Source organism: Pedobacter aquatilis (assembly GCF_032678405.1).
GTDB lineage: Bacteria > Bacteroidota > Bacteroidia > Sphingobacteriales > Sphingobacteriaceae > Pedobacter > Pedobacter aquatilis_A.
The window spans coordinates 314960-338594 of record NZ_JAVTSJ010000004.1 but is presented as its reverse complement, the minus strand read 5'-3'; the positions used below and the strand labels follow the sequence as shown (position 1 = coordinate 338594).

Genomic DNA, 23635 nt, shown 5'->3' with positions numbered 1-23635 from the left:
AGTATCACCGGGAAGGTGAGGGCTTTTAGTCGCATCAGAAAAACTGCAGTGTTATCTTTCCATTAAGGTTCCATGGTCTTTTCCTGTCAGCGGTATTGAATGTAACCAGAAAAGTTTAAGGAACAAATTTATGACCCTAGGACACGCATGAGCGAAACACGTTAGCATTGCTTTGCCCAACCTCCCTTGTGTATGCTGGTTACCGGGCGGGGCACTAAATTCGCTCTGATTATAACTGTGACTTCTTGCCCTAGTCGGCCAGAACATTGATAATTAAAGTGTTGGACTGGGATACGATGCGCAGGGCAGAATCCTGAAAAGTCAACTAATACGATGTGAGCCAGTAACCTGACTGCCTGATTGGCGAGTCAAAATTGTAGCCAGTTTTCCAAAAGGAAGCGCTATGGGCATGCCTCGGGAAATCGAAATCTTTCTTAGTGATCTGCTCAGCATTTCGCATGAAAAAAGGCGACTATATTTGAAAATTTATTTTGGGTTAGCATCGCTCACTGATGCAACTTACCGGGTAATTCCGAGTGCGCAATAAAGATCCTGGCTAAACCTGACGGCTTGGCGACCAGGGATGAACACAGCGGCAAAGGGAAAGCTCCGAGGTGTTCACCCTCTGGGTAAGCGGTACGCAAGCTTAAATAAAAAAATCTGGCAGAATATACGGCTACCAAAATTGCTTTATCCCAAGTCAATAGCCGGCAAACCCTTGCTCAACGGGTTACTCTTGCTTGCCTTGAGGCGCATCAATAAAAATTCCGGTTATCGGCCGCTCATCGCGTGCGCAAATAGAAGTAAGCCGCCTGGGCAGGACTGTATTGACAACAGGAGAAAGATACACTCGATGTAGAGGTCTAACTTTAGGATGTGGGTCTTGATTACGTTACACTCTGCCCATTATTATACTTGAAGACTATAAATATCGCCTTAGACAACGCACATCAGAAGCCGTGCGTTAAAAGAAAGGCGCATAACAATATGCGCCTAAAGTAGTTATTTTTTTGATGTTTTCTTGGCAGAACCACTCAGCGTCTTGGCAGCTTGGGATTTTTCCTGTTTCGAAGTTTTCGGATCACGCATCTCCTTGGACGCCTGTGATTTGGTTTCTTTTTTTTCCATAGTTTTATTATTATATATTTACTAAAACCATCCCAAGGATATAATAGTTTGGCAGAATTCCCAGGCGGTGTGGGAATAAGTGAAAATTATTGCCCGTAGTGCTGTGAAGTTGGGAATTATGGCTGCACTTTCAGTTTTTAGCATCCTAACCATGGGTTTTTAGCTAATCATTCTAGCCGCCCGAGCATTTTGACCTTGTTAGCTTAAATCCTACCCCTTAGTAGCTTCGCTTTTATTGGTAATCAAAATTCAGTGGTAAAAGCCTTCGCCAGTGCTGGTGATGCCTTTTTAAAGGCAGGTGGCATGGTTACAGCTGATTCTTGCCTGGCCTTGCATCAGCTTCAGGGATCGCCTGGACAGTTATTCCTAGGGGTGGTGAGTCCTGATTAATCGTTGAGTAAGTTGAGACCAGCTTAACTCCTGCGTTCGATAAAAAGTGCATTATAATCTTGGATTAAGGCGTGGAGATTGGCGACTTTGGACTATCGGAAGCCAGACTTTCTCGCTGGGCTGCCTGTACAGATTTGCCACCTTGCTCAATTTCCACTTCCTGAATGGTAACTGCGTAGTGATTCGGCCGGATTTCCGATCCATATGCCACGGCATAGGCTTTGGTAAATTCTGCACCAAAATAGAGTATGATTGAAGAATAGTAAGTCCATAGCAGCAGTACAACCAGAGAGCCAGCAGCACCATAGGTACCCCCTACATTACTTTGCGCGATATACACCGAGATCCCAAACTTTCCGGCCATGAAAAGCAGCGCAGTCACCATCGCACCGGCAATTACATCCTTCCAGCGTATGGCTGCATCAGGCAGGACCTTGAAAATCACGCCGAAAATCGTGGAAATCACCGCCAGGGTGAGCAGTGTATTAAAAATGTAGAAAATAATAACTGATATATCTGCAAAACGTGCCTGCAGTCTATTGCTGAAACCATCAAGCACTGCTGTAACGCTAAGGGAAACGAGCAGCAAAAAACCTAATGAGATGATCACCGAGAAAGACAAAAAGCGGTTCTGCAGAAGCTTTAACCAACCTCTTTTAGGCTTGGGTTTGATACCCCATATGGTATTAATTGAATCTTGGATGTCACCAAATACACTTGTTGCACCCAGTAGTAGCGTAACAGATCCGATAATAAACGCAATCGTACCCTTATCTCCCAGTCCTGCATGTTTGATAATATCCTGCAACTGCATCGCCGTTTCGCTTCCCAAAAAACCTTTTAACTCATCGAAGACTTTTCCCTGCGCGGCTTCTTTTTTCATAAATATCCCGCAAAGCGAGATGACAACGATGAGTAAAGGCCCCATAGAAAAGACGGTGTAGTAGGCCAGTGAACCGCTCATCTTGGTTACCTTATGGTCACCGAAGCCTTTAAAAGCGTCAAGTAACACATGCCATAAGCCTTTGATGGTAATTTTCTTGTGGGCGCTGCTGGTTGTTGAAGCACTACTGTGAGGTAGTTTCGGGTCTAATGTTGCATCCATCGATCGGGTTTTTAAATGGGGTAAAGTCTCTTTTACAGGCCAAATTCTACTTAGCTTTTCTTTGAGCTGAAGGTGGTTTTCAACAAGCTGCATTTTAATCTGCTGCATATGGATGAGTAAATCGCTGAGCGAGGATATGTTATTTCTGCGGGTCATGATAAAAAAATTTAGAAAGCAATTTACCAATGGAGAGATTGATGAGAAGTTTTTCCACAAATGAACCTTTCTTAAATACAATCAGGGCCAACACTAAATAAAACAGGGTAAGCAATCCAAATCCGAGCACATAATTTTTAAGTACTTCGCAAAGTAGAAAACCCAGCGTCATCGTGGAGAATAAAAAGGCAAGTAATATGCAGATACTCATTAGCATATTTGAAATTAGATCGGCAAAGCTTTTTGCCACTTGAAGCAGGATATTATCCTTGAGGAGCTCACTGCGAAGTTCAAACTGCCGGTGCAGGAGTAAAAAGCTTTCTTTTAGTTCTTTGTAGAATTTTATCATCATCTATAGTTTATCGCATTATAATAAGTATTGGAAACCCCTGCAGGTGTGGTGTTATTCACATGCTGCCAGTCCACCGCTACTGCTCGCCCGGAAACGGGATAAGCGTTATCCTCAAATATGGGGATGTGGAGGCAAGTCATGTCTTATTTCAACCCGCTTTAGCGATGATTGTTTTTAAAAATATTATAGAAATATATAAGCCATTCAAAATCAAAAGCAATTAGTGTTTCCCAAATTATCTTTAAAGGATTGTTGAATTGGTTATTATACGCATGGCCTAAGTTGCCTTGCTAATTTTTGTTGTCCACGCTGTTAGACGCTCTGGTCGCTTTGAGGAAAGATTTTTCCAACTTGATCATCCAGGGAAAGTGAGGCGCTAGTTGCCTGATGGTAAATGTTAAAGTGGTGAACAATATAATTGCAATCAAGAAGCTCACCATCAATCTGTTGGTAACTTCGACTTCCACTTGGTTTCTGCCCTGGTTCATGGTTGGGATAAATTATTTAAGCTCTAGCGCTGAGCCTGCACTTATATACAACAAAAAGGAGTATTAAAAAGTTTTTAATATAAAAAATACAGGCTTGAACGGGTGCCGTTTGCCTGATTTTGGCTGCAATGATGGTAGTGTTTTCGGCAGCTTGTATGCGGGAGGGCTTTTGGGAACTTTCAAAAGTGATGCTGACTTAGTTTTTTAAGAGTGTTTGATCAACTTACGCAGCCTGAAATTTTTGGAATACCGGTCGCACGCTTATCTTAGATAAACTTAACTGGGCCTGCTACGGACCGCTAAGCTAAAAAAATTGATTTATTTGTCCTACGGAGATACCTGTAGACATTCACAGGTAAACTACTATTGCTGTGTATGATAATTAGCTCATCGGCAAAATCGGTACGCAGCATTTACGGACCGTGGCAAGGAGTACTGATGGTTTTCTCTTACCCGATTGCTATAGGCGCATAAGCTTTAGGCGTGCAATTCGATAAATGTTATCAACTATCCTTGATATCCTCCCGCTAAATCCGGAAGCAGGATATTAGCATCCCCTACTGATGGCATAAAAAAGCCAGCGATGGAAATCGTTGGCTTAACTGACACATAGAATGATAAAAAATATTATTCCACTTTATAACTTTAATTAACCGAAATAGTTTTGCTTATTTTAAAAAAAACTTCTACTGAGTCAAAGATTGAGGATGGTCAGTCAGCGCTAAAAAAAAACAGGCGACTTCTACCCCGCCTGTTCTGTAAATATTTACTTTCTCCGGAAGGAAGACCATCTAAATCAGACTTTCGCCATCCGTGACTCTAAGCTGACCCTCAGTTAGTTCCAGATGGCCGGGACGAAGATACATTAATCTATCGAACATTTATAGAAAATATCCGGGGCGTTGAAAAATGCGTATAAATGCCCGCATGGGTATCAATTGCAGGTGTAAATTCAGTGTAGATCGGTACGTTGAACTTTTCTTTTTCTCCTATCTGACAAACATGAACCGACGCTGCAGAACAGTTCGACGCTCAAGATTTGCATCGCTAAATTTAACAATTCTTTTAAAACTAATTAGCAAACTGCCTGTTAAGTAGTTAAACAAAAGCAAAGTGGATAAGCGAGATTTAATATATATCCTGATCAGCATCTTAGTGATCACTGCTGGGGCGTGTGTAAATGATTCAAAACTACGAACACGTGACGATGAACAACTGGATTCTTTAGCCAGGGCACAAGATAAACTCAGGGATTCGCTCAATAAGGATTCCACCGCGAAACTTTCAGATTATCGGCAGGGCACCCTAGAGTAGGCGCACCGAAACGGCGTTTGCTTCTATGCTTACCGGCCTCATCCCTTAATTTATAATGGCTTATTGGCTTTATCGCAATCCCGTAAACTGCATCCATCGAAAAGCTAAATAGTCAGGGTACATCCGCGCCAATAAACTGCAAAACACCCAGTTACCGCGCGTTAATATTGCATGTAAATTTGCGTATTAATACCCCTATGCGAATTTATTTTTATATCTACCTTAGCCAATCTAAGACAAGCAGTATTAAAAAGAAAATACTTTTCATCGATGACGAGCCCACCTTGCTCGAGATTGCCCCACTGTTGTTTGAGGATTATCAGGTGCTTACCACCAGTGATGCTGCAGCTGTCCTTGAACTGATCGCCTCATTCGAGCCTGATGTGGTGATGATAGATATCATTATGGGCATTATCGATGGCAATACACTCTGCAGGCAGATCAAAACCCATCCCCGCTTTAGCACGCTTCCTGTGGTATTGATGACAGCCGGCTTCCTCCAGCAAAAAGACAAACTGAGCGGTGCGGATGGCTATATTGAAAAGCCTTTTGACATCGTTTCCACCCTATCCCTCATTGAGCTCCTGACTGCAGGTTAGCTGTTTTTAGCCTTTCAAGGTGGAACAATTTGGCACATCCAGTGATATTTTTTTGTATCCCAGTGTTAAATCTGGATTTAAAGGCAATTTATGAGTAGGGAGTATGGTGTCTAAATCCATTAATCAGCAAGTATACAGTAGAAATCTCCGCCATCACGCCAGTCAGGTGGAGAGCAAAACCCCGGAAAATATTGGCCCCCCGGCCATTCCGGACGCTGTTCCGCCAAGGCATTCAAGACCTAAGAAAGCCTTTCATATCTCTCTTGTGTAGGGTTCTGCTGGCTACGCTGATCTTCAGTAAAGCGGTTTACCGTTGAAATTTGAATTGTGCTGCAAATAAATAGCGCAGGGATAATTCCCCCTCACCTCAACAATTACCTGTTTTTATCCTAGGCTGGACCAGTAGAAACGCGGTTTTATTTGGAAATCCTCATGGTGTATGTTTTAAATTTATAACCGAGCATTAGCTCAGGCTCAACGAAGGTTGCCCGCGCTGTTTGCGGTTTAAAAGTGCTATAGGTCCTATTGAACAAAAAAAGCCCTTCCAATCCTGGAACGGGCAATTTACATAAAAAGTATCCTATTTGGACGGTGTGAAAATAGCATAAATTTTCTTACCCGGCAGGCTTATTTTTTCTTTTTGCTATTCAATAATAGATTTTACTGAAATAAATCGTTCAATAGCAGAACCATTTGCCCGGCCTAGCTGTTTATCCTCATAAATTTTCTAAAATGAAAAAAGAATACCCTTTTTATATCAAAGCGCCGATGGTACTGCTCGGGCTGGTAATCTGTATATACATGCTAAGCGTTTTGCGGGATATACTGGTGCCATTAGCTTTTGCCGCATTAATCGCTATCCTGCTCAATCCGATCAGTAGCCGTCTGGAGCGCAAAGTGCCTAAGATCCTGGCGATAACACTTTCCATGCTAATTGCTCTTATTGGCATTACCGCACTTGCTTATTTTCTAAGTGCACAGATTGCGCATTTCTTTGATAACGTAGATGCGATGAAGCAGAAACTTTCAGAGCTGCTCATCTTGATACAAAGGTGGCTTGAACAAAGTTTCGGCATTGGGGCTAAAAAGCAGGTGCAGATGGTCAATGAGGCAGCAAATAGCAGCAAAGCTGTCATCGGACAAACGCTAAACGGAGCCTTGGGGGTACTAAGTGTAATATTCTTGATCCCTGTGTACACTTTTTTAATGATGCTTTATAAAACGCTTATACTCAATTTCTTTTATGAGGTGTTTGCTGAAGAGAACCAGCGAAAGGTCGCCGAGGTGTTGAGTGAAACCAAAACTGCGATACAGAGTTATATCGTTGGGCTTCTTATAGAAACTGGTATTGTGGCGGTTATGAATTCTATTGCACTTTTACTGCTGGGCGTGCCCAATGCAATCTTGATCGGTACAATTGGGGCGATACTTAACCTATTGCCATATATTGGAGGAATTATTGCCATTGCCCTACCTGTACTGATGGCGACGCTCACCAGCGATGGCTTTACTACGCAGCTGTTGATTATCGCAGCCTATGCCCTGATTCAGTTTATCGATAATAATATACTAGTCCCAAGGATTGTATCTTCAAAGGTCCAGATAAATGCACTGATCTCGATTGTCATCGTACTAATGGGCGCCGCACTTTGGGGTATTCCTGGCATGTTCCTATCCATACCATTTATTGCGGTACTCAAGATTGTTTTCGACCGCATTGAGGAGCTTAAACCCTGGGGCAAAATACTCGGTGACAGCATTCCTACAGAACACATGGGGCAGCTGAAGAGATTTCGCAGGCGTAGAGCCAAAGGTACAGGGAGTTAGCTGCTTTAAACCATTGGTTACAAAGTTCGATTCAGCGAGGCAGGGTAAAGCCAATTCGCGTTCCCTGCTCCCGCTGATCTTCAACCGCTATCCTACCATTATGGCGGAGCACAATTTCAGAACAGAGAAAAAGTCCTATGCCCAGTCCATCCACTTTTTCACTATGGGCAGCGCGGTAAAATTTTTCGAAGATTTTCATACGGTCTTCCTTCGGTATTCCAATCCCCTTGTCGCTGACCGTTACGCGTACATTTTGGTCAGCACCGGAGACTTCAATGAAGATAGGAGTTCCTTCCTGTGAAAATTTGATAGCATTATTCAGCAGGTTAGTAAGTACTTGGGTGATCTTGTAGCGGTCCGCATTTATAGCTACATTTCTCTCACTGCAGCTAACACTGATCCGAGAAGCGGGATTTAGCATTTCTGCATTGCTACGCACCTCTTTGACAAGCTCGAGCATATCGAAGGTAGATTTTCTAAGAATAATTCGCTCTTCACCGGAAAGAATGGGCTCCATCATATCCTGGAGAAGCATGCTGATCCTGTTGACCGAGTTCAGCGCCCTGCTGACCATGTCTCCGAGCTTCTGCTCCTTATTACTATTCAGATGCCTTTCTATAAGCTGGAATGTCCCCTTAACCGCGGTAATAGGTGTTTTTAGCTCATGCATAGCAATGTTAAGTAGCTCATCCTTAAGAATTTCTAACTCTTTACTCCTACTGATATCCAGGCTAGTACCAGAGATTCTCACGGGAACACCCTCCTGATAGAAAACTTTACCCTGCGCCTCAATCCACCTAACGGAACCATCTGGAAAGCGAACGCGGTATTGTGCTAAATAAGGTCTTGCTGATTCAACCGCTTTAGCCACCAAGGCCTGCATACCAGGCAAATCTTCTTCAACTATACGACTCAACATGTTTTCATAGCTAAAAGGTTGGGCAGTATCCCAGCCGTAATTCCGCTTGCATTGGTTGGTGCAGGTCATATAATAATTATTGGCAAGATTTACCTCCCAGAACCCAAGTGAAACATGGGCAAGCGCCATGTCGAGATGCTCCTGAGTAATGCTAAAGGTCTGGTCGGACTGGGGTAAGCTCTCTGGTAGATTGTTTATACTCATTGTAATAAAATTCAGTTGGCGAAGGGCATATCCAGGAAACAATTTTACAGTTTAATCTTTGTAAGACGCTAATATATCCTACATCGTCTAAGGCCACTACCAATTTACTTTAGCCTGGATTTTCCGTTACTTTAATAAAAGACGTAATTTACATAGAAATCTTTAAAAAAACTATTATATACTAATATTTTTAGCAATTTATCTATTTGCCGCTGGTTTGATATGGTTTGCAATCTTTGAAGAATGAGAAAACGTGGCCACGATACATAAATAAACTTTTCAATATTGGAAGCGGATTTGTAATTTAACCGCCAGGTAGCTGAACCACATCACCGCTCAAACTGCTGGAACGGTCTGCTACCCGTACAGCGGAGTTGTTTTGTTTTGTAAAGCGCTGGCGTTTTAAGCGGACGCCAGTTTTTTACATTTTTATAGATCGATGATTGGCCATCATTGGTTTTTAAACCTGATGACTGGGACGCGAGGTTCCGGGGGCGAATTTTATTTCGGAGCGGATATTCAGCAGCGCTGAACCGCTCCTTAATAGTAATTTATTGCAAATTGTTTTAAGTTTTAATTGCTGCATTTACTTTTAGCGCCTTGGCAAGGCCGATGCCTATTCTGCCGAGAAGATGCAGTTTTGTTTTAGAAAAAATTTTGTGGTACTGATTATCAGGCGGTTTGCAAGCATCAAAAAAAAAAAAAAAACGCTAATAACGTTATGACTAAATTGTCAGAACCATCGCCCAGGATAGGAACTGATGTGGAGATTTTAGCACAAGGCATTTTGTGGGTTGCCATTGGCTCACTGTGCCGCAGCTGTATTGAGATATTTCACCAAAAATGAGCAGTGCTCAGCAAACAAAACTATAAATTATGGTTAATCGGTAGGCAGCAAGGCGTATTTATTTTTCCTTTGGCCATACGTCAAATTGCCGGCAAAGAATTGGCAAGCGGTGCATATCCCATCACCATGCATTTTCAGGTGTCCAGCAGAAAGTATCATCCAAACTATACCTTCTGCTGGTCTGTTAGTTGATGGATTTTGTTAACCATAGCGTCAAGGTCATATGGTTTGGCGATGAAGCCGTCGAAGTGCCTGAAGTGCCTGCGGTTCAATTCACTTTCATCGGAAATGCCTGCAGAAAAAAGCAATAACCTGATTTGGGAAGTGTTAAAATGTTTTTTAATCTGATCACCTATTTTCCGGCCATTTCCGTAATTGCCTATATTAAAATCCAACAGTACCAAATCCGGCCGATAGGCTGCTACCTGAGTGAGAATGTTTTCCCCATCCGCCATAGCAAGTACGTCAAAGCCTTCATGCTCCAAAGCAGTCTTGGTTGAGGCCAGGATACTAGGATCATCATCTACAACGAGGATTCTTTTCATTTTTTTTCCTTCAGGATAGCCGTATGCGATACAAAAATAAAAATATGCTAAGCAATATCCATCTGATTTTTTATTTTTTTATATATTAATCCTCCTGATCAGTCCATTGGGCTGGCAAAACAAAACATAATGGGCTCATTTTTTTTGGTAGCCAAGGGCTATTAGCTGCCTTGATATGCCTTTGAGCGTCTATGGGCTGATTTCGATCGAATGAACCATCACTTAGGTTGTATTTTTTGCCGCTCAGCCTATTTTCCATTGCATGGCTTTTGCGCGAGCGGCCTGTAGAGGTGCTGTTGTGATGAGATTGTGTTTTTCGAGGTTCTATTAGCACCGGGTGATGCGGGGTTGGCTTTAGCCTTTCAGACTACGGTTACCAGGCTATGTGGATCAAAAACATGGGCCGCGGATGAGGGGTGGGAATTCAGTTATTTATACTTTTACATCAAGTAAATGTACAAAAGCACTGAAAGGACGGATATTATAGGAAGTCGTTTGGTATTGAATGGTGACCTGCATTACTTGGTCCAAGTTCGAATAGGTCTTTCAGACAGGCCTTGGCCGATAGCTAGCGGAGTTATGCAGGGCTGCGTTTGTGGCAGCTCACATGATGTAGCGGTGCTGTTTCGCAGCGGATAAACATTGTGAAATGAATTTTGTTTATGGTTAATGATATTGGCCTAATAGAAACACTTAATGAAAAAATTGGATTTTACTAAATTGCTTGTGGGTGATGAGGATTGGGGGTTCCTGGTGGAAATTTGCCTACGTACGATATTGATGTATTTAATCATATTAGCGGGCTTACGTTTACTTGGAAAACGTGGGGTACGACAATTATCGGTATTTGAAATGGTGGTAATTATTAGCCTGGGCTCGGCTGCAGGGGACCCGATGTTCTATGCAGAAATCGGCCTGCTGGTTCCTGTGATTATTTTTGCACTCATTGTTGGGGCTTACCGACTGACGACTTGGTTGATGGCCAAAAGCAAGCGTTTTGATGACCTGGTGGAAGGTCGCGCCACTTATCTGATAGAGAATGGGGAGTTCTCGATCGATCAATTTAGAAAGGAAGGCTTGGCTCAGGATGAGTTTTTTGCTGAGCTCCGACAGCAGCGCGTATCACATCTAGGCCAGGTATCCACCGCCATCCTGGAAACATCGGGAAACCTGAGCGTCTATTTTTTCCCGGATGAAGAGATAAAATACGGGTTGCCCATCCTGCCCAAATTATTTGAGCGCTCTTCGCCATCCGCCCAGGCGGATGGCTGCCATGCGTGTACTTTCTGTGGGAATGTCGAAATTCTCCACGCTGGCGAGAAAATAGCCTGCAAAAAATGCGGACATAACCATTGGGTGCCTGCTTTATGCGAAAAAAGGGTTGAATAAAAGCCGCTTCACTGAATGGTAATCTCACCAGGATACAATTACCAAAAAAACACTCCTCTAAAGAACTGGAATCCCTCGCGGCTGTAGATGGGCCATCATCGCGCTGCCTGCCAAGCGGCGCTCATGTAAGGACTTGCATGAAGGGCAAGCCTGCTCGACTGGGATAAATATCGATAGCATTTTACCACGATGTTGATAGCGAGAAATCCCCGACCGGGCAGGCCGGGGAATATGCGCTTTATATCCATCCGGATAAAAAACCGCACCAAACAGTTTTATAAACAAGCTGTACTTGAATTTGTTTAAACCCGGTGCCCGTTTTTTCCAGATGCTTAGTGTATTGATTGTTCAACAATGCGGAGCAGATGGTCCACATCAAATGGTTTGGCAACAAATGCATTTGCTCCAGCCGCTGTTGCTATTTCTTCCCCATTGCGACTTGCTGAAATCACAATGACTGGAAGATCTTTGGTGAGTGGATTTTTTCTGATCATGCCTAGCACCTGGTCTCCGGAGAGCACTGGCATCCACAAATCCAGTATAACCAGATCGGGTTTACCCGAATCAATCAGGCCTTTGACATTGAGGCTATTTTGTTCGGGTATGATCTCGTGTCCGGTATCCTCAAGTATCATCTCCAATAAGTCGATAATCCCTTCGTCATCATCGCAGATAAGGATTTTTTTTCTATTTCCCATCATTGCCTCCTTCTTTAGGCAAGGTGAAACTAAAGGTTGAGCCCTTGCCCAACTCGGTTTCTACCCAGATCGAGCCGCCATGGTTTTTGATAATCTGTTCACAAATATAAAGCCCTATGCCCATTCCAGGGAAACGCGTCTGGATGTCGCCACTTCTGAAAAAACGTTCGAATACGCGTTTTTTATCTTCTGCATTCATTCCAAGCCCATAGTCTTGTACGGAAACTTTGATAAATTCGCCCAGATTGGCGATGTGAACGCCCACTGACTTACTCCCCGGCGCATATTTGATCGCATTTGACAAAAGGTTGTTGATCACCTGGATGATGTGGGTTTCGTCCCCAAGGACCTTGCTATTGCTTTGTCCGCTAAGCTTGATATCTATACCTGATACGGTAGACTGGATAGCGTTAACAGCCTCACGCACCGTCTCATCAAGGTCGAAGAAAGCTTTGTGCAGCTCGATGTTGCCGGTCTGGATTTTGGAAACGTCGAGCAGTTCCGAGATGAGCTGGTTCAGGCGCTCGACATAGGTGGAGACTTTGCCCAGGGTGAGTGAAAATTTTTCAGAAGCGCTGGGCGGAATATTTTTTTCAAGTACCTGTATGAACCCCTTGATGGTTGTTAAGGGGGTCTTCAGTTCATGACTGGCAATGGATAGAAAGTCGTCTTTGCGCCGCTCGATTTCTTTCCTGTCGGTGATGTCTTCAATGGCAAGCAGGATCTGGTCTTTGAACTGACCTTCAAGTTCTACACGATAGGCATTAAGCAACATTAGTTTTCTGCCAATATGCGGAAAATCATGCTCTACCTCGAAATCCACAACAGGGTTATTGGTGGGCAGGATTTTAATAAGCAACTCCCTGAGTTTGGGGATATCCCATTGTTGATTGCCTAGTTCATATAACTGTTTGCCTATAGTTTCTTCTAGGGTTACCTTGAATGTTTTAAGAAAATGGAAATTGGCGCTAAGCACATTAAACTCTGGGTCGAGTACCAGCAATCCTTCTCTTACCGTCTGGATAATACTGGTCAAGAAGGCTTCACTGTCACGAAGTTCGCGGGTGCGCTCTTCTATCCTTTTTTCCATGTTGCTTTTTTGCTGACGCAGGTCATGTTCTGCGCGTTTTCGGTCAGTAACATCGTTTTGTACGCCGATAAAATGGGTAATCATGCCTGAGCTGCCAAATACCGGAGACATGTACAGCTCATTCCAGAAAAGGTCTCCATTTTTACGGTAGTTACGAATTTCCACGCGGCAACTCAGGCCTTCGCGTATCGCTTTGGCAAGTTCCTCCCGCGCAGGCTGACTGCGGTCGTCAGCCTGCAGAAAGCGGCAATTGTGTCCGATGATCTCAGGCTGGTCATAGCCCGTAATTTTTTCGAAGGCTGCATTGCAATAGATGATCGGGTTATCGGGTTGCGCATTGTCTGTGACGATAATGCCTGATATCGATGCATCGAGGGCGAGGCCTAGCAGCGCTGAATCATTAAGGGTGGAACTTTTGGGTCCAGCGCCTTGGTCTTTATTTCTAGTATCCAAATTTTTTCTTTGAGGAGATAACCTTTACCGGGGGTAAAAAGTTTTCAAGATAAACATTTCCAGTGACCAAAACCTCGTCAGGTGGATTTTACAACTGCTATGCGTACGATTGAAAACATGGACCTACTTAGCATAACTCGTATTTAAGCTAAGGTGATGAAAGCGGATTGTTGAATGCACTTGAACTCCCAGCAAATCTTAAGGGGATGATAATAGCGCAAAAGAACTTCACAATTTATTCTTCCAACAAATGTAATCCTTACCAGGTCCAAAAGTCCATAGGTCGAGGCCATTTTTTAAAACAAGTCGATTCAAAACCATTTGTTGTGTGAATTGTTGTGGCATTAGAGGATAGCGGGCGCGCATTGAGTACGCGCTATTGGGAAGGCCATCAAATAAAAAAGGAGGATCACATGCCTGAAAAAGAAAAACAAGTCCTTAGCCTGGGGGGCATCGCTGAAAAGTTAGGTGCCGAGGTCTATGCCGATCAGCAAGGTTACCAATGCGTGCTCCCTGCCGATGTCAATCAGTCGATCGCCGCTAGGGGCCGCACCGCAGCAGAGGCGGTGGACAACTGGGAAATCAAGTTGAAAGCGCATTTGCGTAATGCCTCCGCTTCTGACCCGGTGGTGAGCTATGTTAAAAAGGCGTTTGCAACTGGACAGGTTACTGCCCAAGCATCCGGGGGAAATCCTTGGAGCGTGGAGCGGCTTCGAGGCTATAAGCAGCCTAACGTGCAAGGGTCCGCGAAGATATGAGCAACTTTATCAAACTATTTCGCAACTTTAGAGTTATTGAATATGAATATACGTCGTTTACAGTTTTAGTGGTAATGGCCAGCAGCATGTCTGCTGGCCTTTTTTTGAAGTAGAGCATTTCCGAATAACACCTAATCCGCTCGATTATCAGGCAAGTTTGCTTAAAAACAGTACATTATGGATTTAAAAGAACAATTACGATGCGGGGTCAACCCCTATGGGGCTAGACTGGCCCACGATATCAACGCCAGTTATCCATCGGTAAAGGCGATGTATGGTAGCGGTAATCTTTACCTGCACCTGCCAAAACCTCTGGGCGGAGGAGAGGCTCAGCTCAAAGCCTGGCTGAACCGGATGATCAAAACCTTACCGAGCATAAACTGCCCTTTGGAACGCATACAGGTACTCTTGAATATGTTGCAATAATCAATCCTTCGGAATCAGATGTGAAAGATACTGTGAAGTCAGAAAAGGAGCGATTACGTTTCAGCATGCCCCCTTTTAAACTTATTCCCATGCCCCTGGATCATCCCTGGTATGCAGACAGCGAATATTTTAGTAAGCAATCACATCTCGCTCCACCTGGCCCTTGAGAATAACTGGTGCAAACGGACTGCACAATATCGGCCGATATCGGGAAAAGCGGGGGCGATAAATAAGCAAACTCAAAACTTTTTGATGTACTTAAATGTTAAGGTAAATACATCCTTTGGATGGAGGATATGATTAATTTAGATAATTAGGCTGCAGAAGACAACATTTTCTGCAGTTTTTTTTGACCAGTGCTCCAGCGTATGCTTATCATCTTTCGCACGGAATTGGCTATGAAGAAATTTAAAACGGTGTCCTAGCATAGAAAATTTGAATGCTATATTTTCCCAATACTGTTTCGGGGGCCTGAGATCAATCAAGCAAATTGCCGAGCCTCTATTTCACTGTTTTTAACTTAATTGCTCGCAAGCTTTGTCTGATTGTTACGATCCAAGCTTTTTTTGCAGCCCCAGCAAGGATTTGATGGTACCGCTGGATCAATATCCCGCCGAAGCTATCAATTCCGAAAGATGCCTTTGTTTACCGACCAGCTCTAAGGAAGCAAAAGAATAATTGTTGTCTACCGATTGCAGTATATGACTAGCTTCACGCGAATTGTGAATATAATTAAAACTTTCGTTAAAGTTTCAGGTTAAATTGATATAAGGATAGCTCCATGATTAATTACTGTATCGTATTGCGTTCGGCGACATTTCTGTATGTGCTCGAGCCATTTTTAAGGCGGAAGCGTTTAATGCTGCCGGTGCTCTTCATGGGGGATAAAGTTGCGGTGTACATCCGTAGAAAACCCGTGCTGGATTTATTGATGTTAATGATGAAGGGTGATATCGATGGTAATGGAGAAATTATAACTGCATTTCAGCAAAGGCGTGAGGTGGAACATCCTTACCGTATCAAATCAATAAGCTGAAGCGCGGCTATCCTTTGGGATATCGAATTTATCCTCTTCGAAATTCAGGTCCGTTCAATCAAAACCCTACTAAGATTTGTGCTACACCCGCGAATAGCACCAGTCCGTAACTTTGCTAATGCAGGCAGTCTGGGCCTGTTCAGTTAGGCATTTAGTGTTTAGCTATAATCGTCCGGTGTAGCCACAGGGGCTAAAATAAAATTAATGCAAACCTTTTCGAGTAACTGCTGTAGTTCATAGTATCGGTTGTGATTACCCTGCAGGCTAAAAAGAGACTGATAAGTCATAATGTGTGATTGCTGTCACGCCTGAGCGTACCAAACCTTAAAATATCCGCCTTAAGATACCAAAAATGGCTAAGAAACAAGAAGAAAAGAAGTCTGGAACAAAAAAAACCGATGCCCCTAAACAGGATGCTCAGCAAAATAAAGCTATTCGGGGAAAACAGCAAGGAAGTTCCAAATCAGGAAAAGCAGATTTCGAAAACCCCAAAGATGACCCCGCTTAGCGCAAAGGGGCTACTGGAGATTTATTTCGAGCAGCTGTGCCGCAGCTCTCAAGCTATCGTGCCCGCAGGTTGCGCTTTTGTTTTGGGTCCACAGGGTTTAAATTTTTGAATATGCTTTATAGGGGAATACAACGGTGCACTGTTTTTACTTTAACGGTTTTGGTCTTCAGTATTTGTGTAGTGATGGCAACGCCTGTGAATTGGGGCGAAGGGGCTCCTCGCAGTCAATGGAGGGAAGATATTCAAATCGACGGCATCGTGCGGCGCTGCCAAAAAATTGACCGGATGAAGCTGCGCCTGGAACGCTTGCAGTTCGTGGCTGGGTATTGTTTTGACAAGGGTGAAATCAATTATAGTTGGCAGGGCAATGAGTTGGTAAAGGTTAGCGATAAACTCATCAATGATAGGGAGACGGTGAGGTGTGAATATTATTTTAGTGCAGGTCAGCTTATTTATGCCATCCAGGAGTTCAACCCTGTCCAGCCCTCGGTTGAGCTTCGGCAGGTAAAACGCTTTTACGCGCAGGAGGGTAAGCCTGTCCGGCAAACACTCAATGGGGAGATCATAAGGCTTGATGAGAGTTTTGATGAAATTCTGAGAATCGCTGAGACGCTTCATAAAGCAAGAAATGCACGGGATTTCAACAAAGTTTATTGCCCCCTTCTGTAGGTTCCTGGCGGTATAATTGATCATAGGGTCTATCCTTGAGGCTCATCAATCCTTTGCAAATGTTCGAAACAGCTTTCTTCCGATCCAGGAATTATTAACCTACGAGTTGCCTTAGCAGGTATGATTGATATTAAGATAAGCGGAAAAGTCAAGAAGCGTCTACCATACCCATGTGCCATATGCCATTGTGGTTTTCAGCGGTTAGACTAATTGCCAATGTTGCCTGTGGGAAAAATTGCTGCAATGCTGACCGGACTATATAAGCCTTTCGGCAGGCAGTTAGCCGCTTTTTCATGCTGAGCGCTTGCATTAGCTATTTTTTTTGATGGGATCTTCGGCTGACCAAAAAAATCTATGTGCGGGGGCGTTCCCCGCGCATAGTCTAATCAGGCGATGGCCCATACCGATACTGAACCGGCTTGCGCATAAAATTCCGCCCAGCCATCCGCTCCGATGAGAATTTCGCCAGGACTGTGCCCCAGGTGGTCACGGAAGGATTTGCCAGCAAAAGCGGTACCCACTTCCATTCTTTTTCTTCCCTCTTCTCCATTGGACATAATCACCGCCAGGCCGGCACTTTCACGGCCTTGCTCCCCTTCCCTTGTCCATCCTATGCAGCTGGGGTGATCAAAGTAATCTCGCTGCTGCCCATAGGCATAGTCCCTGCGCAGAGCGAGCAGGGCTATAAGCTGAGGGAGTGCTAGTAATGTAACTTCGTGGTCTTCTCCATCTGTGCCCTTATCAGTATAGTTTGACCCATATACATCCGAATAGAAAACACAAGGGTATCCCGCTTCACGGAGTAGGATAATGGCATAAGCATGAGCCCTAAACCAAGGCTCCACGGTCTGCTCCAGCGACTGCAGTGGCTGAGTGTCATGGTTTTCGACTAAGGTGACTGCAAGTTCTGGCCTTACCGATACCAAACTTCCGTCAAGGATGGTACTTAAGTCAAAATATTCCCCTTCTTTGGACGCACGGGAGAAGTTTGCCTGTAGACAGGCATCAAATAGGGACATCCTGCCATCGGTCTGCTGGATATAATCAAGCAGGGACTGCAGGTCATATGGCGACCAGTATTCACCGACGGTGAATAATTCCTTGCCGGTTTTGCTGCGCATATGGTCGAGCCATTCGTTATAAAACCCTGCCGGCATATGTTTGATCGCATCGAGACGATAGCCGTCAGTTTCTGCTGTCTGAAAGAACCATTCGCCCCATCTTTTGAGTTCCTCGCGTACGTGGGGATTACGGAAATCAATATCGGTAAGCATCAGGTAGTCATAATTTCCGTGTTCGCTGTCCAGCACTTCTTCCCATCCTTCGCCATACTGATTCTGGATGCTGTAAACTCCAGATTCTTGATTTCCTGCATCGAAGTCTACACCGGTAAAACACTGGAAATCCCATTTAAAGGATGAATATTTTCCATTTCTTCCCGGGTAGGTAAACACAGTATAGGCCTGTATTTCATAGGGTTCGGATATAAATTGATTACGGTTTTCGGGATCAACTTTCCGTACCGTGACAGCCTGTTTTTCATCGGCACCGCCCAAATGATTCAGGACAATATCGGCATACACCTGTATCCCCTGTTCGCGGGCATCGCGCACGGCTTGGACGAATTCCTGCTTGGTTCCATATTTGGTGGGAATCCCACCCTTTTGATCGAATTCTCCCAGATCGTAGAGGTCGTAGGAATCATAACCTGTAGAAGCTGCCCCTTCCATTCCTTTATGTGCAGGAGGAAGCCAGATGGCGTCGATCCCCATTTGTTTTAGCCGGCCGGCCTCCTGGCTGACTTTGCGCCACAGGCTTCCATCTTTGGGATAGTACCACTCGAAGTACTGCAGCATAGTCTTATTTTCCATAGTATATTATTTTGTTTTAATCAATGCCTATCAACCCTGTCTGTTGCCTTATTGTTTTGCAAAAGGTAGTTTAATTGACTTTAATCATTTCCAATGATGTTATTTACAAATTCGACAGCATTGAGCAAAACTTTTCCTGTCTTACCAGGGTTTACCCTTGGACTTAATGGGCCTTAAACAAAAAACCAATAGCAATGAATAAAAAAGTAGTATGGCTATGTGCCAAAACAGTATTTTTGGGAAAGGATGAGAAAAATGGTATTAGCGGAAATTGATTTCAGTGCTGTATTCCTTAACGGCCTCAACGTCGAGCTGATGCTTGAGATTACCTTGAGGACGGTGATCATGTTTTCGATGGTGCTCATTTTTTTGCGCGCCTCAGGCAAAAAAGGTGTCAGGCAGCTGAGTATATTCGAGGTGGCGATTATTATCGCGCTCGGATCGGCAGCGGGAGATCCTATGCTCAGCGGCGAATCCGCCATTCTGCCTTCCCTGTTGGTATTTATGGTCATCTTAGGCCTCTATCGACTGATCACTTATCTCGCTGCGAAGAACCAGCGCGTGGAAAGTATCCTGGAGGGCGAACCACTCTACATTATTGAAGAGGGGCTTTTCACGCTTAAAAGAGATGGTGATGCTAACTTTGCGAAAGATGAATTTTTTGCGGAAATGCGTATCCAACATATAGAACACCTTGGCCAGGTAAGGGCAGCCTTACTCGAATCCAACGGTCAGGTGAGCTTTCTTTTCTACGCTCCGGAAGATACCTGTGCAGGTTTACCTGTTTACCCAAAGCCTTTTTCAAAACGCTCCACACGGATTATTGCCAGGGGCAGTTATGCATGTACCCATTGCGGACGGGTGATGGAGCGCTCAACGCCGGGGGAATGCCCGAGGTGCCAAAAAACCGAGTGGGTGGCGGCGCTCGACACCCGGCGTCTGGGTTGAGGATTCGGCCTGCTTGTGCTTAGCCTTGAGAAGCTAGGAAAAAATATGAATAATTACACAACTATTAACTGATGGAACAGACAGCGGAAACAAAAGAGATTTTCAACCACTCAAACATCTTCTATATTATTATCTCAGGTATGGATGGAAACTATGCATATGTAAATGCGCATTATGCGGAGAAGTTTCGGTATATCCGCAATGACTTTGTAGGCCAACCCTATCACATCACCATGCACCCTGATGACAGGGAAACCTGTCGGGAAGTGGCGGAAAAATGCTTTGCCAATCCTGGAAAGTTGTTTCCTGCTATCATTCGAAAGCATGATGGTCAGGGCGATTATATTTATACCCAGTGGGAATACCGCGCCTTATTCGGTCCCGGGGGTGAGCCCCAGGGAATATTTTGCATGGGCTACAACATCACAGACTTTGTCGCCGGACAGCGCAAGCTTGAGGGTGCAATATCGGAAGTTGCGGCGCAACATTCACTCCTTAGCAATATCGCATTCCGACAGTCCCATCTATTGCGTGCACCGCTGACGAATATTCTCTCGTTGGCCACGATGCTTCAAAAGCCCATTGGTGCTGATCAACTCAGCCGGATCGTGCAAATGATACTCGATAGTGCGGGCAAGCTCGATGAGGAGATTAGGACTATAGTATCAAGTATTGATGAAAAAAATCAGGATCGATGAGTTCAAACTTTTCGGTGCTGCCATTGTTATTGAGATAAATTAAGTTTCATGAGCAACGCCCAGGCACAAATTATTTTTGTTGATGACGATCCTATCGCACTGTTTTTGCATGATATGATTATCAGGGACTGTGTTCCAGGCGCCTCCCCGCATTGTTTTGATCAGGCGGAACAGGCCTTGGCGCTTCTTGCCGCAGGTGATAGCTGTGAAAAGGCGTTCTTGATTTTTCTGGATATCAATATGCCGGGAATGGATGGCTGGACGTTTCTGGATGCGCTCAATAAAAGCAACTTACGTGCCTCAACACAGGTGGTAATGCTAACTTCCTCCATAGAAGCAGCTGACCGCCAGCGGGCCGGATCCTTTGATATTGTACTGGACTTTCTGGAGAAGCCGTTTTCTCAGGACCAGATTGCAGCCCTCGGGACCAGGCATAGCCTGGATAATTTCCTCCAGCATGGGAATGAACTAAAAGTTCCAGATTAGGTTTTTATCTCAAGGTTTGATGGAAAAAGATTTCTGTTTAGACAGGCGCGGTCGTACTTTTAACTGCAGTGGTACTTTACCAAAGCAAAAGGGCTGAGATGCTCTTGCTGGGCCACCAAATTGCATTTGGTTGGTATAATAGCTTTGGCCCCTGAAGCATTCCACAGCTGCAATAATTTTATCGTTTCCCCAGGAAAAGAAACAGGGCGCAAAGCGCTCGGCCTGACGCCCCGCTTTTACTAATCGTTTATTTTAGCTTGGGCATCGCGCAGACCTTTGATCAGGTCGTGACTGGCATTAATGCCAGATTGCTGGCTCAATAAAACATCACGTACCTCGGTGCCAAGGTCCTGATCGCTAAGGGCATCCCTGTAAGCTTTCTTGATCGCATCCTCTCCACGCTCGCATTCGGCAAGGATACTATGGCGGTCATCGCCACCAAAGCTAGCTTTAATATCTATCCATGCACGGTGTAAGCTGCCCAAAATCGTATTTCCCGTATCCGGATTGTCCCCTTTTTTCCCTACCAGTCCTGCAAGTTCAGTGACGTTGGTCCTACTGTCTGCAGAGAGCTTTTCAAATGTAGCCTTAAGGTCGATGTTTTCTTCCTTCAGGTCTTTTGCAGCTTTGTCAAAACCATCTGCACGGTCGTTATTGATTTGAATCAGGTCGTTTAATACGCTTACTGTTTTTTCGCTGTTTTCCATAGTTTTTAAATTTTGTCTTTATTAAACCCGGTTAAAGCCTGGAATGTTTGGCTACCTGGGCTGAAAATTATTAACATGCCGATAGGCTGCTACCACAGTAGATAATCGCCCGAATCGCTAGGCGTGTGTTTTCCGGACTAAAGGAAAAGCCTGACATAAAAGCGTCCCCAAATTTCTTGTTAACATTGAATCCTATTCTGGTGGCTTTGCTCGAAGGCAAAAACTTGCAACATGCTGTGCCCGTGCAAAGTCCCTACAGTTCGGCATGAAGAAAGATTATCGCTTTGTTATATGGAGATAGAAGATTATCTGTTTTAGCAAATCGAAATGAGGATCTTGCCAAAAACATTGTCTTCATGACTTGCTTGACCCAAACTTGCCAAGCCTGCTTTGAAAATGAAAATTGGCAAAACTATCAGGGCTTATCCCTGTTGATTTATCGGACGGACATAGGGTCTGTGCAGAAAATTGCCTTATATGAAAGACGAGTATAAAACAAGTGAAGAAGTTGACATGGAGAACCTGGAAGCAGTTAAGTTTGCCGCAGATGAGATTGGCCTGAGCATATATCAGTACCGCACCTGTGTGGAAAAATCCGGAACCCGCAACCGTAAAGCGATTGAAGAATTTATCCGTAAACGCTTCGACTATAAGTTGGGCTGTTGCTAGCTGACACTATTTGTTAGCTTATCAAAGCGATGTCTTGGCCGGGGTTAGCTAGCAGTGTATGCTAAAGGTGTGCTCATGATTTTGGAATATTGCTCAAACGGTGCAAATAAGTGATACCAGTTCTCATGTTTTCAAGGAGCGCAAATCACGGGTAATGGTTTCGCCGGCATCAATAAATCCGGTGCCTGAGGGCCAGGTTTTCGGCTAGCAATCAGGACAAGGTATTTGGCAAACCGAAACTAGCACGTTTGTTGAACAATACTGGCAGGCAGATTGCGGCCGGAACCAAGGCAACCCCTGGGGCTGATCTGATTTCCAAGTGCGAAAATCGTCGGCAAATATGGCGTGGAGCTCCTCGCAGATAGTAAGTCTGGCAAAGCTTAAAGCTTTCGGTTTAACTTGGTTTGGAGGCGGGGAAATTATCCATAACTACTTACATTGCGACCATGGATGATTTCATTGTTTTGCCCCCGCGATTGCCATTGCCACCCTTTGTAAGAAGTCATCAATATCAAAGGGCTTGGAAATAAAACCTTCGGCCTGGCAACTGGCGCTGATATTATCAGGGGTATCATGGGCACTCATCATCAGCACGGGTACATTTTTTGTACGTTCGCTGTTTTTAATCCTGCTGCACACTTCAATGCCGTTTCCGTCAGGAAGCCGTACATCCAGTAAATAGAGGTCGGGTGGGATTAGATCTGCCTGTTGGAAAGCGTCAACGCTTGCGTAGCCGTCAACCTGATAGTTTTCTTCTTGCAACAAAAATTCCAGTACTTCCATGATCCCCGCATCGTCTTCGAGGATAACAATTTTTTTACTCATTCACAATTTTTCTCGGAGGCTTAAATCCCGTCTTTTGCGGAAAGTCCTCATAGCTTGCCAAAGCTAAAAATTGCTCTCAAAAAACCTTTAATTTTTTTACCTTTTCGCAAAAAATGAGTATTTATCACGGATGTTGGATGATGGTTTGAAAAAGGTGGTTCCGCTGGCATGACATTACAGGAAATCACGGCAGGCAGGCCGTGGTAAGTATGGCTACGGCCGATGATTACCAAACAAGCGCCCGCCAAGGTACAGCACGTTGCGTATTTATCGCGGTGCTGTGGCATTTTTCCCATCCCGGCCGGACAGAAACAACACTGCCAGCCTTTTTCCGATGACGGGCGCTTAATCTAAAGATACATTTCTTAATCTGGAAAGTCCTTGCTATAGTCCAATTGGTTAAAATCATCGCCATAGCTGTTAATTTCCGACCGTGTTTTGAATCTTGTTCCTCCAAAAGCCTTTACCTAACGTATGTGCCCGACAATATGTTTCCTTACGAGCAGCGTTTGCGGACACAGGGGATGAGT

General features: G+C 44.3%; 23 protein-coding genes. 13 read left to right on the top strand and 10 right to left on the bottom strand.

Annotated features, from left to right (window positions below):
• Positions 1-1002: 1002 nt before the first annotated feature.
• Complete coding sequence (locus R2R71_RS12925) at positions 1003-1128, bottom strand: hypothetical protein (RefSeq protein ID WP_316831688.1); 126 nt, start codon at positions 1126-1128, stop codon at positions 1003-1005.
• A gap of 252 nt (positions 1129-1380) precedes the next feature.
• Between R2R71_RS12925 and R2R71_RS12920 the strand changes: the two genes are divergently transcribed.
• Entirely contained in the window at positions 1381-1518 is a 138-nt protein-coding gene (locus R2R71_RS12920; protein ID WP_316831687.1) for a hypothetical protein, read from the top strand.
• A gap of 64 nt (positions 1519-1582) precedes the next feature.
• On the opposite strand, the gene R2R71_RS12915 is transcribed toward R2R71_RS12920, so the two are convergent.
• Positions 1583-2779 carry a YihY/virulence factor BrkB family protein gene (locus R2R71_RS12915; RefSeq protein WP_316831686.1) on the bottom strand — a complete coding sequence of 399 codons (1197 nt, stop codon included), beginning with the start codon at positions 2777-2779 and terminating at the stop codon, positions 1583-1585.
• Entirely contained in the window at positions 2763-3131 is a 369-nt protein-coding gene (locus tag R2R71_RS12910) for a hypothetical protein (RefSeq protein WP_316831685.1), read from the bottom strand. The genes R2R71_RS12915 and R2R71_RS12910 overlap by 17 nt, the downstream gene beginning before the upstream one ends.
• A gap of 1999 nt (positions 3132-5130) precedes the next feature.
• On the opposite strand from R2R71_RS12910, the gene R2R71_RS12905 reads away from it, so the two are divergent.
• On the top strand, positions 5131-5532 hold the full coding sequence (locus tag R2R71_RS12905) for a PleD family two-component system response regulator (RefSeq protein WP_316831684.1): 402 nt from the start codon (positions 5131-5133) through the stop codon (positions 5530-5532).
• Between the two features lie 732 nt (positions 5533-6264).
• Entirely contained in the window at positions 6265-7359 is a 1095-nt protein-coding gene (locus R2R71_RS12900; protein WP_316831683.1) for an AI-2E family transporter, read from the top strand.
• Between the two features lie 31 nt (positions 7360-7390).
• On the opposite strand, the gene R2R71_RS12895 is transcribed toward R2R71_RS12900, so the two are convergent.
• Positions 7391-8482, bottom strand: a complete 1092-nt coding sequence (locus R2R71_RS12895) for a PAS domain-containing sensor histidine kinase (protein WP_316831682.1) — start codon at positions 8480-8482, stop codon at positions 7391-7393.
• A 1011-nt stretch (positions 8483-9493) separates the two neighbouring features.
• Positions 9494-9874 (bottom strand): response regulator, encoded by a 381-nt coding sequence (locus R2R71_RS12890; protein ID WP_316831681.1) that lies wholly within the window; start codon positions 9872-9874, stop codon positions 9494-9496.
• A 696-nt stretch (positions 9875-10570) separates the two neighbouring features.
• Between R2R71_RS12890 and R2R71_RS12885 the strand changes: the two genes are divergently transcribed.
• The gene (locus R2R71_RS12885) at positions 10571-11263 is read left to right on the top strand and encodes a DUF421 domain-containing protein (RefSeq protein ID WP_316831680.1); all 693 of its coding nucleotides are present in this window, start codon (positions 10571-10573) and stop codon (positions 11261-11263) included.
• 332 nt (positions 11264-11595) lie between these two features.
• Here R2R71_RS12885 and R2R71_RS12880 read toward each other — a convergent pair whose 3' ends face one another.
• Both R2R71_RS12880 and R2R71_RS12875 read right to left on the bottom strand, forming a co-directional pair.
• Complete coding sequence (locus R2R71_RS12880) at positions 11596-11964, bottom strand: response regulator (RefSeq protein WP_316831679.1); 369 nt, start codon at positions 11962-11964, stop codon at positions 11596-11598.
• Positions 11951-13504, bottom strand: coding sequence for an ATP-binding protein (locus tag R2R71_RS12875; protein WP_316831678.1), 1554 nt, complete (start codon positions 13502-13504; stop codon positions 11951-11953). The genes R2R71_RS12880 and R2R71_RS12875 overlap by 14 nt, the downstream gene beginning before the upstream one ends.
• 413 nt (positions 13505-13917) lie before the next feature.
• Between R2R71_RS12875 and R2R71_RS12870 the strand changes: the two genes are divergently transcribed.
• The 5 genes from R2R71_RS12870 to R2R71_RS12850 all read left to right on the top strand — a co-directional run bounded on the left by R2R71_RS12870 (position 13918) and on the right by R2R71_RS12850 (position 16901).
• A complete protein-coding gene (locus R2R71_RS12870; protein ID WP_316831677.1) occupies positions 13918-14262 on the top strand; it encodes a hypothetical protein in 345 nt (114 codons plus the stop codon).
• Positions 14263-14439: 177 nt separating this feature from the next.
• Positions 14440-14688 (top strand): hypothetical protein, encoded by a 249-nt coding sequence (locus tag R2R71_RS12865; protein ID WP_316831676.1) that lies wholly within the window; start codon positions 14440-14442, stop codon positions 14686-14688.
• 781 nt (positions 14689-15469) lie between these two features.
• Positions 15470-15724, top strand: coding sequence for a hypothetical protein (locus tag R2R71_RS12860; protein ID WP_316831675.1), 255 nt, complete (start codon positions 15470-15472; stop codon positions 15722-15724).
• A 352-nt stretch (positions 15725-16076) separates the two neighbouring features.
• Positions 16077-16232: a hypothetical protein gene (locus R2R71_RS12855; protein WP_316831674.1), complete on the top strand. Its 156-nt coding sequence runs from the start codon at positions 16077-16079 to the stop codon at positions 16230-16232.
• A 183-nt stretch (positions 16233-16415) separates the two neighbouring features.
• Positions 16416-16901 carry a hypothetical protein gene (locus R2R71_RS12850; RefSeq protein ID WP_316831673.1) on the top strand — a complete coding sequence of 162 codons (486 nt, stop codon included), beginning with the start codon at positions 16416-16418 and terminating at the stop codon, positions 16899-16901.
• Positions 16902-17287: 386 nt separating this feature from the next.
• Here R2R71_RS12850 and R2R71_RS12845 read toward each other — a convergent pair whose 3' ends face one another.
• On the bottom strand, positions 17288-18772 hold the full coding sequence (locus tag R2R71_RS12845; protein WP_316831672.1) for an alpha-amylase: 1485 nt from the start codon (positions 18770-18772) through the stop codon (positions 17288-17290).
• Positions 18773-19018: 246 nt separating this feature from the next.
• On the opposite strand from R2R71_RS12845, the gene R2R71_RS12840 reads away from it, so the two are divergent.
• From R2R71_RS12840 to R2R71_RS12830, 3 genes are all read left to right on the top strand, one after another.
• Entirely contained in the window at positions 19019-19720 is a 702-nt protein-coding gene (locus R2R71_RS12840) for a YetF domain-containing protein (protein WP_316831671.1), read from the top strand.
• 71 nt (positions 19721-19791) lie between these two features.
• Entirely contained in the window at positions 19792-20418 is a 627-nt protein-coding gene (locus tag R2R71_RS12835) for a PAS domain-containing protein (RefSeq protein WP_316831670.1), read from the top strand.
• A gap of 48 nt (positions 20419-20466) precedes the next feature.
• Positions 20467-20904, top strand: coding sequence for a two-component system response regulator (locus tag R2R71_RS12830; RefSeq protein ID WP_316831669.1), 438 nt, complete (start codon positions 20467-20469; stop codon positions 20902-20904).
• 239 nt (positions 20905-21143) lie between these two features.
• On the opposite strand, the gene R2R71_RS12825 is transcribed toward R2R71_RS12830, so the two are convergent.
• Complete coding sequence (locus R2R71_RS12825) at positions 21144-21611, bottom strand: PA2169 family four-helix-bundle protein (protein WP_316831668.1); 468 nt, start codon at positions 21609-21611, stop codon at positions 21144-21146.
• Between the two features lie 477 nt (positions 21612-22088).
• Between R2R71_RS12825 and R2R71_RS12820 the strand changes: the two genes are divergently transcribed.
• Complete coding sequence (locus tag R2R71_RS12820; RefSeq protein WP_316831667.1) at positions 22089-22280, top strand: hypothetical protein; 192 nt, start codon at positions 22089-22091, stop codon at positions 22278-22280.
• A 456-nt stretch (positions 22281-22736) separates the two neighbouring features.
• Here R2R71_RS12820 and R2R71_RS12815 read toward each other — a convergent pair whose 3' ends face one another.
• Positions 22737-23105, bottom strand: coding sequence for a response regulator transcription factor (locus tag R2R71_RS12815; protein WP_316831666.1), 369 nt, complete (start codon positions 23103-23105; stop codon positions 22737-22739).
• Between the last annotated feature and the right edge of the window lie 530 nt (positions 23106-23635).

What these genes read in the sequence shown, in the direction of transcription:
- R2R71_RS12835 (WP_316831670.1), top strand. Translation starts at nt 19,792, where the DNA reads ATGGAACAGACAGCGGAAACAAAAGAGATTTTCAACCACTCAAACATC.
- R2R71_RS12880 (WP_316831679.1), bottom strand. Translation starts at nt 11,964, where the DNA reads ATGATGGGAAATAGAAAAAAAATCCTTATCTGCGATGATGACGAAGGG.
- R2R71_RS12870 (WP_316831677.1), top strand. Translation starts at nt 13,918, where the DNA reads ATGCCTGAAAAAGAAAAACAAGTCCTTAGCCTGGGGGGCATCGCTGAA.
- R2R71_RS12815 (WP_316831666.1), bottom strand. Translation starts at nt 23,105, where the DNA reads ATGAGTAAAAAAATTGTTATCCTCGAAGACGATGCGGGGATCATGGAA.
- R2R71_RS12915 (WP_316831686.1), bottom strand. Translation starts at nt 2,779, where the DNA reads ATGACCCGCAGAAATAACATATCCTCGCTCAGCGATTTACTCATCCAT.
- R2R71_RS12845 (WP_316831672.1), bottom strand. Translation starts at nt 18,772, where the DNA reads ATGGAAAATAAGACTATGCTGCAGTACTTCGAGTGGTACTATCCCAAA.
- R2R71_RS12855 (WP_316831674.1), top strand. Translation starts at nt 16,077, where the DNA reads ATGGCTAAGAAACAAGAAGAAAAGAAGTCTGGAACAAAAAAAACCGAT.
- R2R71_RS12900 (WP_316831683.1), top strand. Translation starts at nt 6,265, where the DNA reads ATGAAAAAAGAATACCCTTTTTATATCAAAGCGCCGATGGTACTGCTC.
- R2R71_RS12885 (WP_316831680.1), top strand. Translation starts at nt 10,571, where the DNA reads ATGAAAAAATTGGATTTTACTAAATTGCTTGTGGGTGATGAGGATTGG.
- R2R71_RS12865 (WP_316831676.1), top strand. Translation starts at nt 14,440, where the DNA reads ATGGATTTAAAAGAACAATTACGATGCGGGGTCAACCCCTATGGGGCT.
- R2R71_RS12910 (WP_316831685.1), bottom strand. Translation starts at nt 3,131, where the DNA reads ATGATGATAAAATTCTACAAAGAACTAAAAGAAAGCTTTTTACTCCTG.
- R2R71_RS12820 (WP_316831667.1), top strand. Translation starts at nt 22,089, where the DNA reads ATGAAAGACGAGTATAAAACAAGTGAAGAAGTTGACATGGAGAACCTG.
- R2R71_RS12890 (WP_316831681.1), bottom strand. Translation starts at nt 9,874, where the DNA reads ATGAAAAGAATCCTCGTTGTAGATGATGATCCTAGTATCCTGGCCTCA.
- R2R71_RS12925 (WP_316831688.1), bottom strand. Translation starts at nt 1,128, where the DNA reads ATGGAAAAAAAAGAAACCAAATCACAGGCGTCCAAGGAGATGCGTGAT.
- R2R71_RS12840 (WP_316831671.1), top strand. Translation starts at nt 19,019, where the DNA reads ATGAGAAAAATGGTATTAGCGGAAATTGATTTCAGTGCTGTATTCCTT.
- R2R71_RS12860 (WP_316831675.1), top strand. Translation starts at nt 15,470, where the DNA reads ATGATTAATTACTGTATCGTATTGCGTTCGGCGACATTTCTGTATGTG.
- R2R71_RS12825 (WP_316831668.1), bottom strand. Translation starts at nt 21,611, where the DNA reads ATGGAAAACAGCGAAAAAACAGTAAGCGTATTAAACGACCTGATTCAA.
- R2R71_RS12895 (WP_316831682.1), bottom strand. Translation starts at nt 8,482, where the DNA reads ATGAGTATAAACAATCTACCAGAGAGCTTACCCCAGTCCGACCAGACC.
- R2R71_RS12850 (WP_316831673.1), top strand. Translation starts at nt 16,416, where the DNA reads ATGGCAACGCCTGTGAATTGGGGCGAAGGGGCTCCTCGCAGTCAATGG.
- R2R71_RS12905 (WP_316831684.1), top strand. Translation starts at nt 5,131, where the DNA reads ATGCGAATTTATTTTTATATCTACCTTAGCCAATCTAAGACAAGCAGT.
- R2R71_RS12830 (WP_316831669.1), top strand. Translation starts at nt 20,467, where the DNA reads ATGAGCAACGCCCAGGCACAAATTATTTTTGTTGATGACGATCCTATC.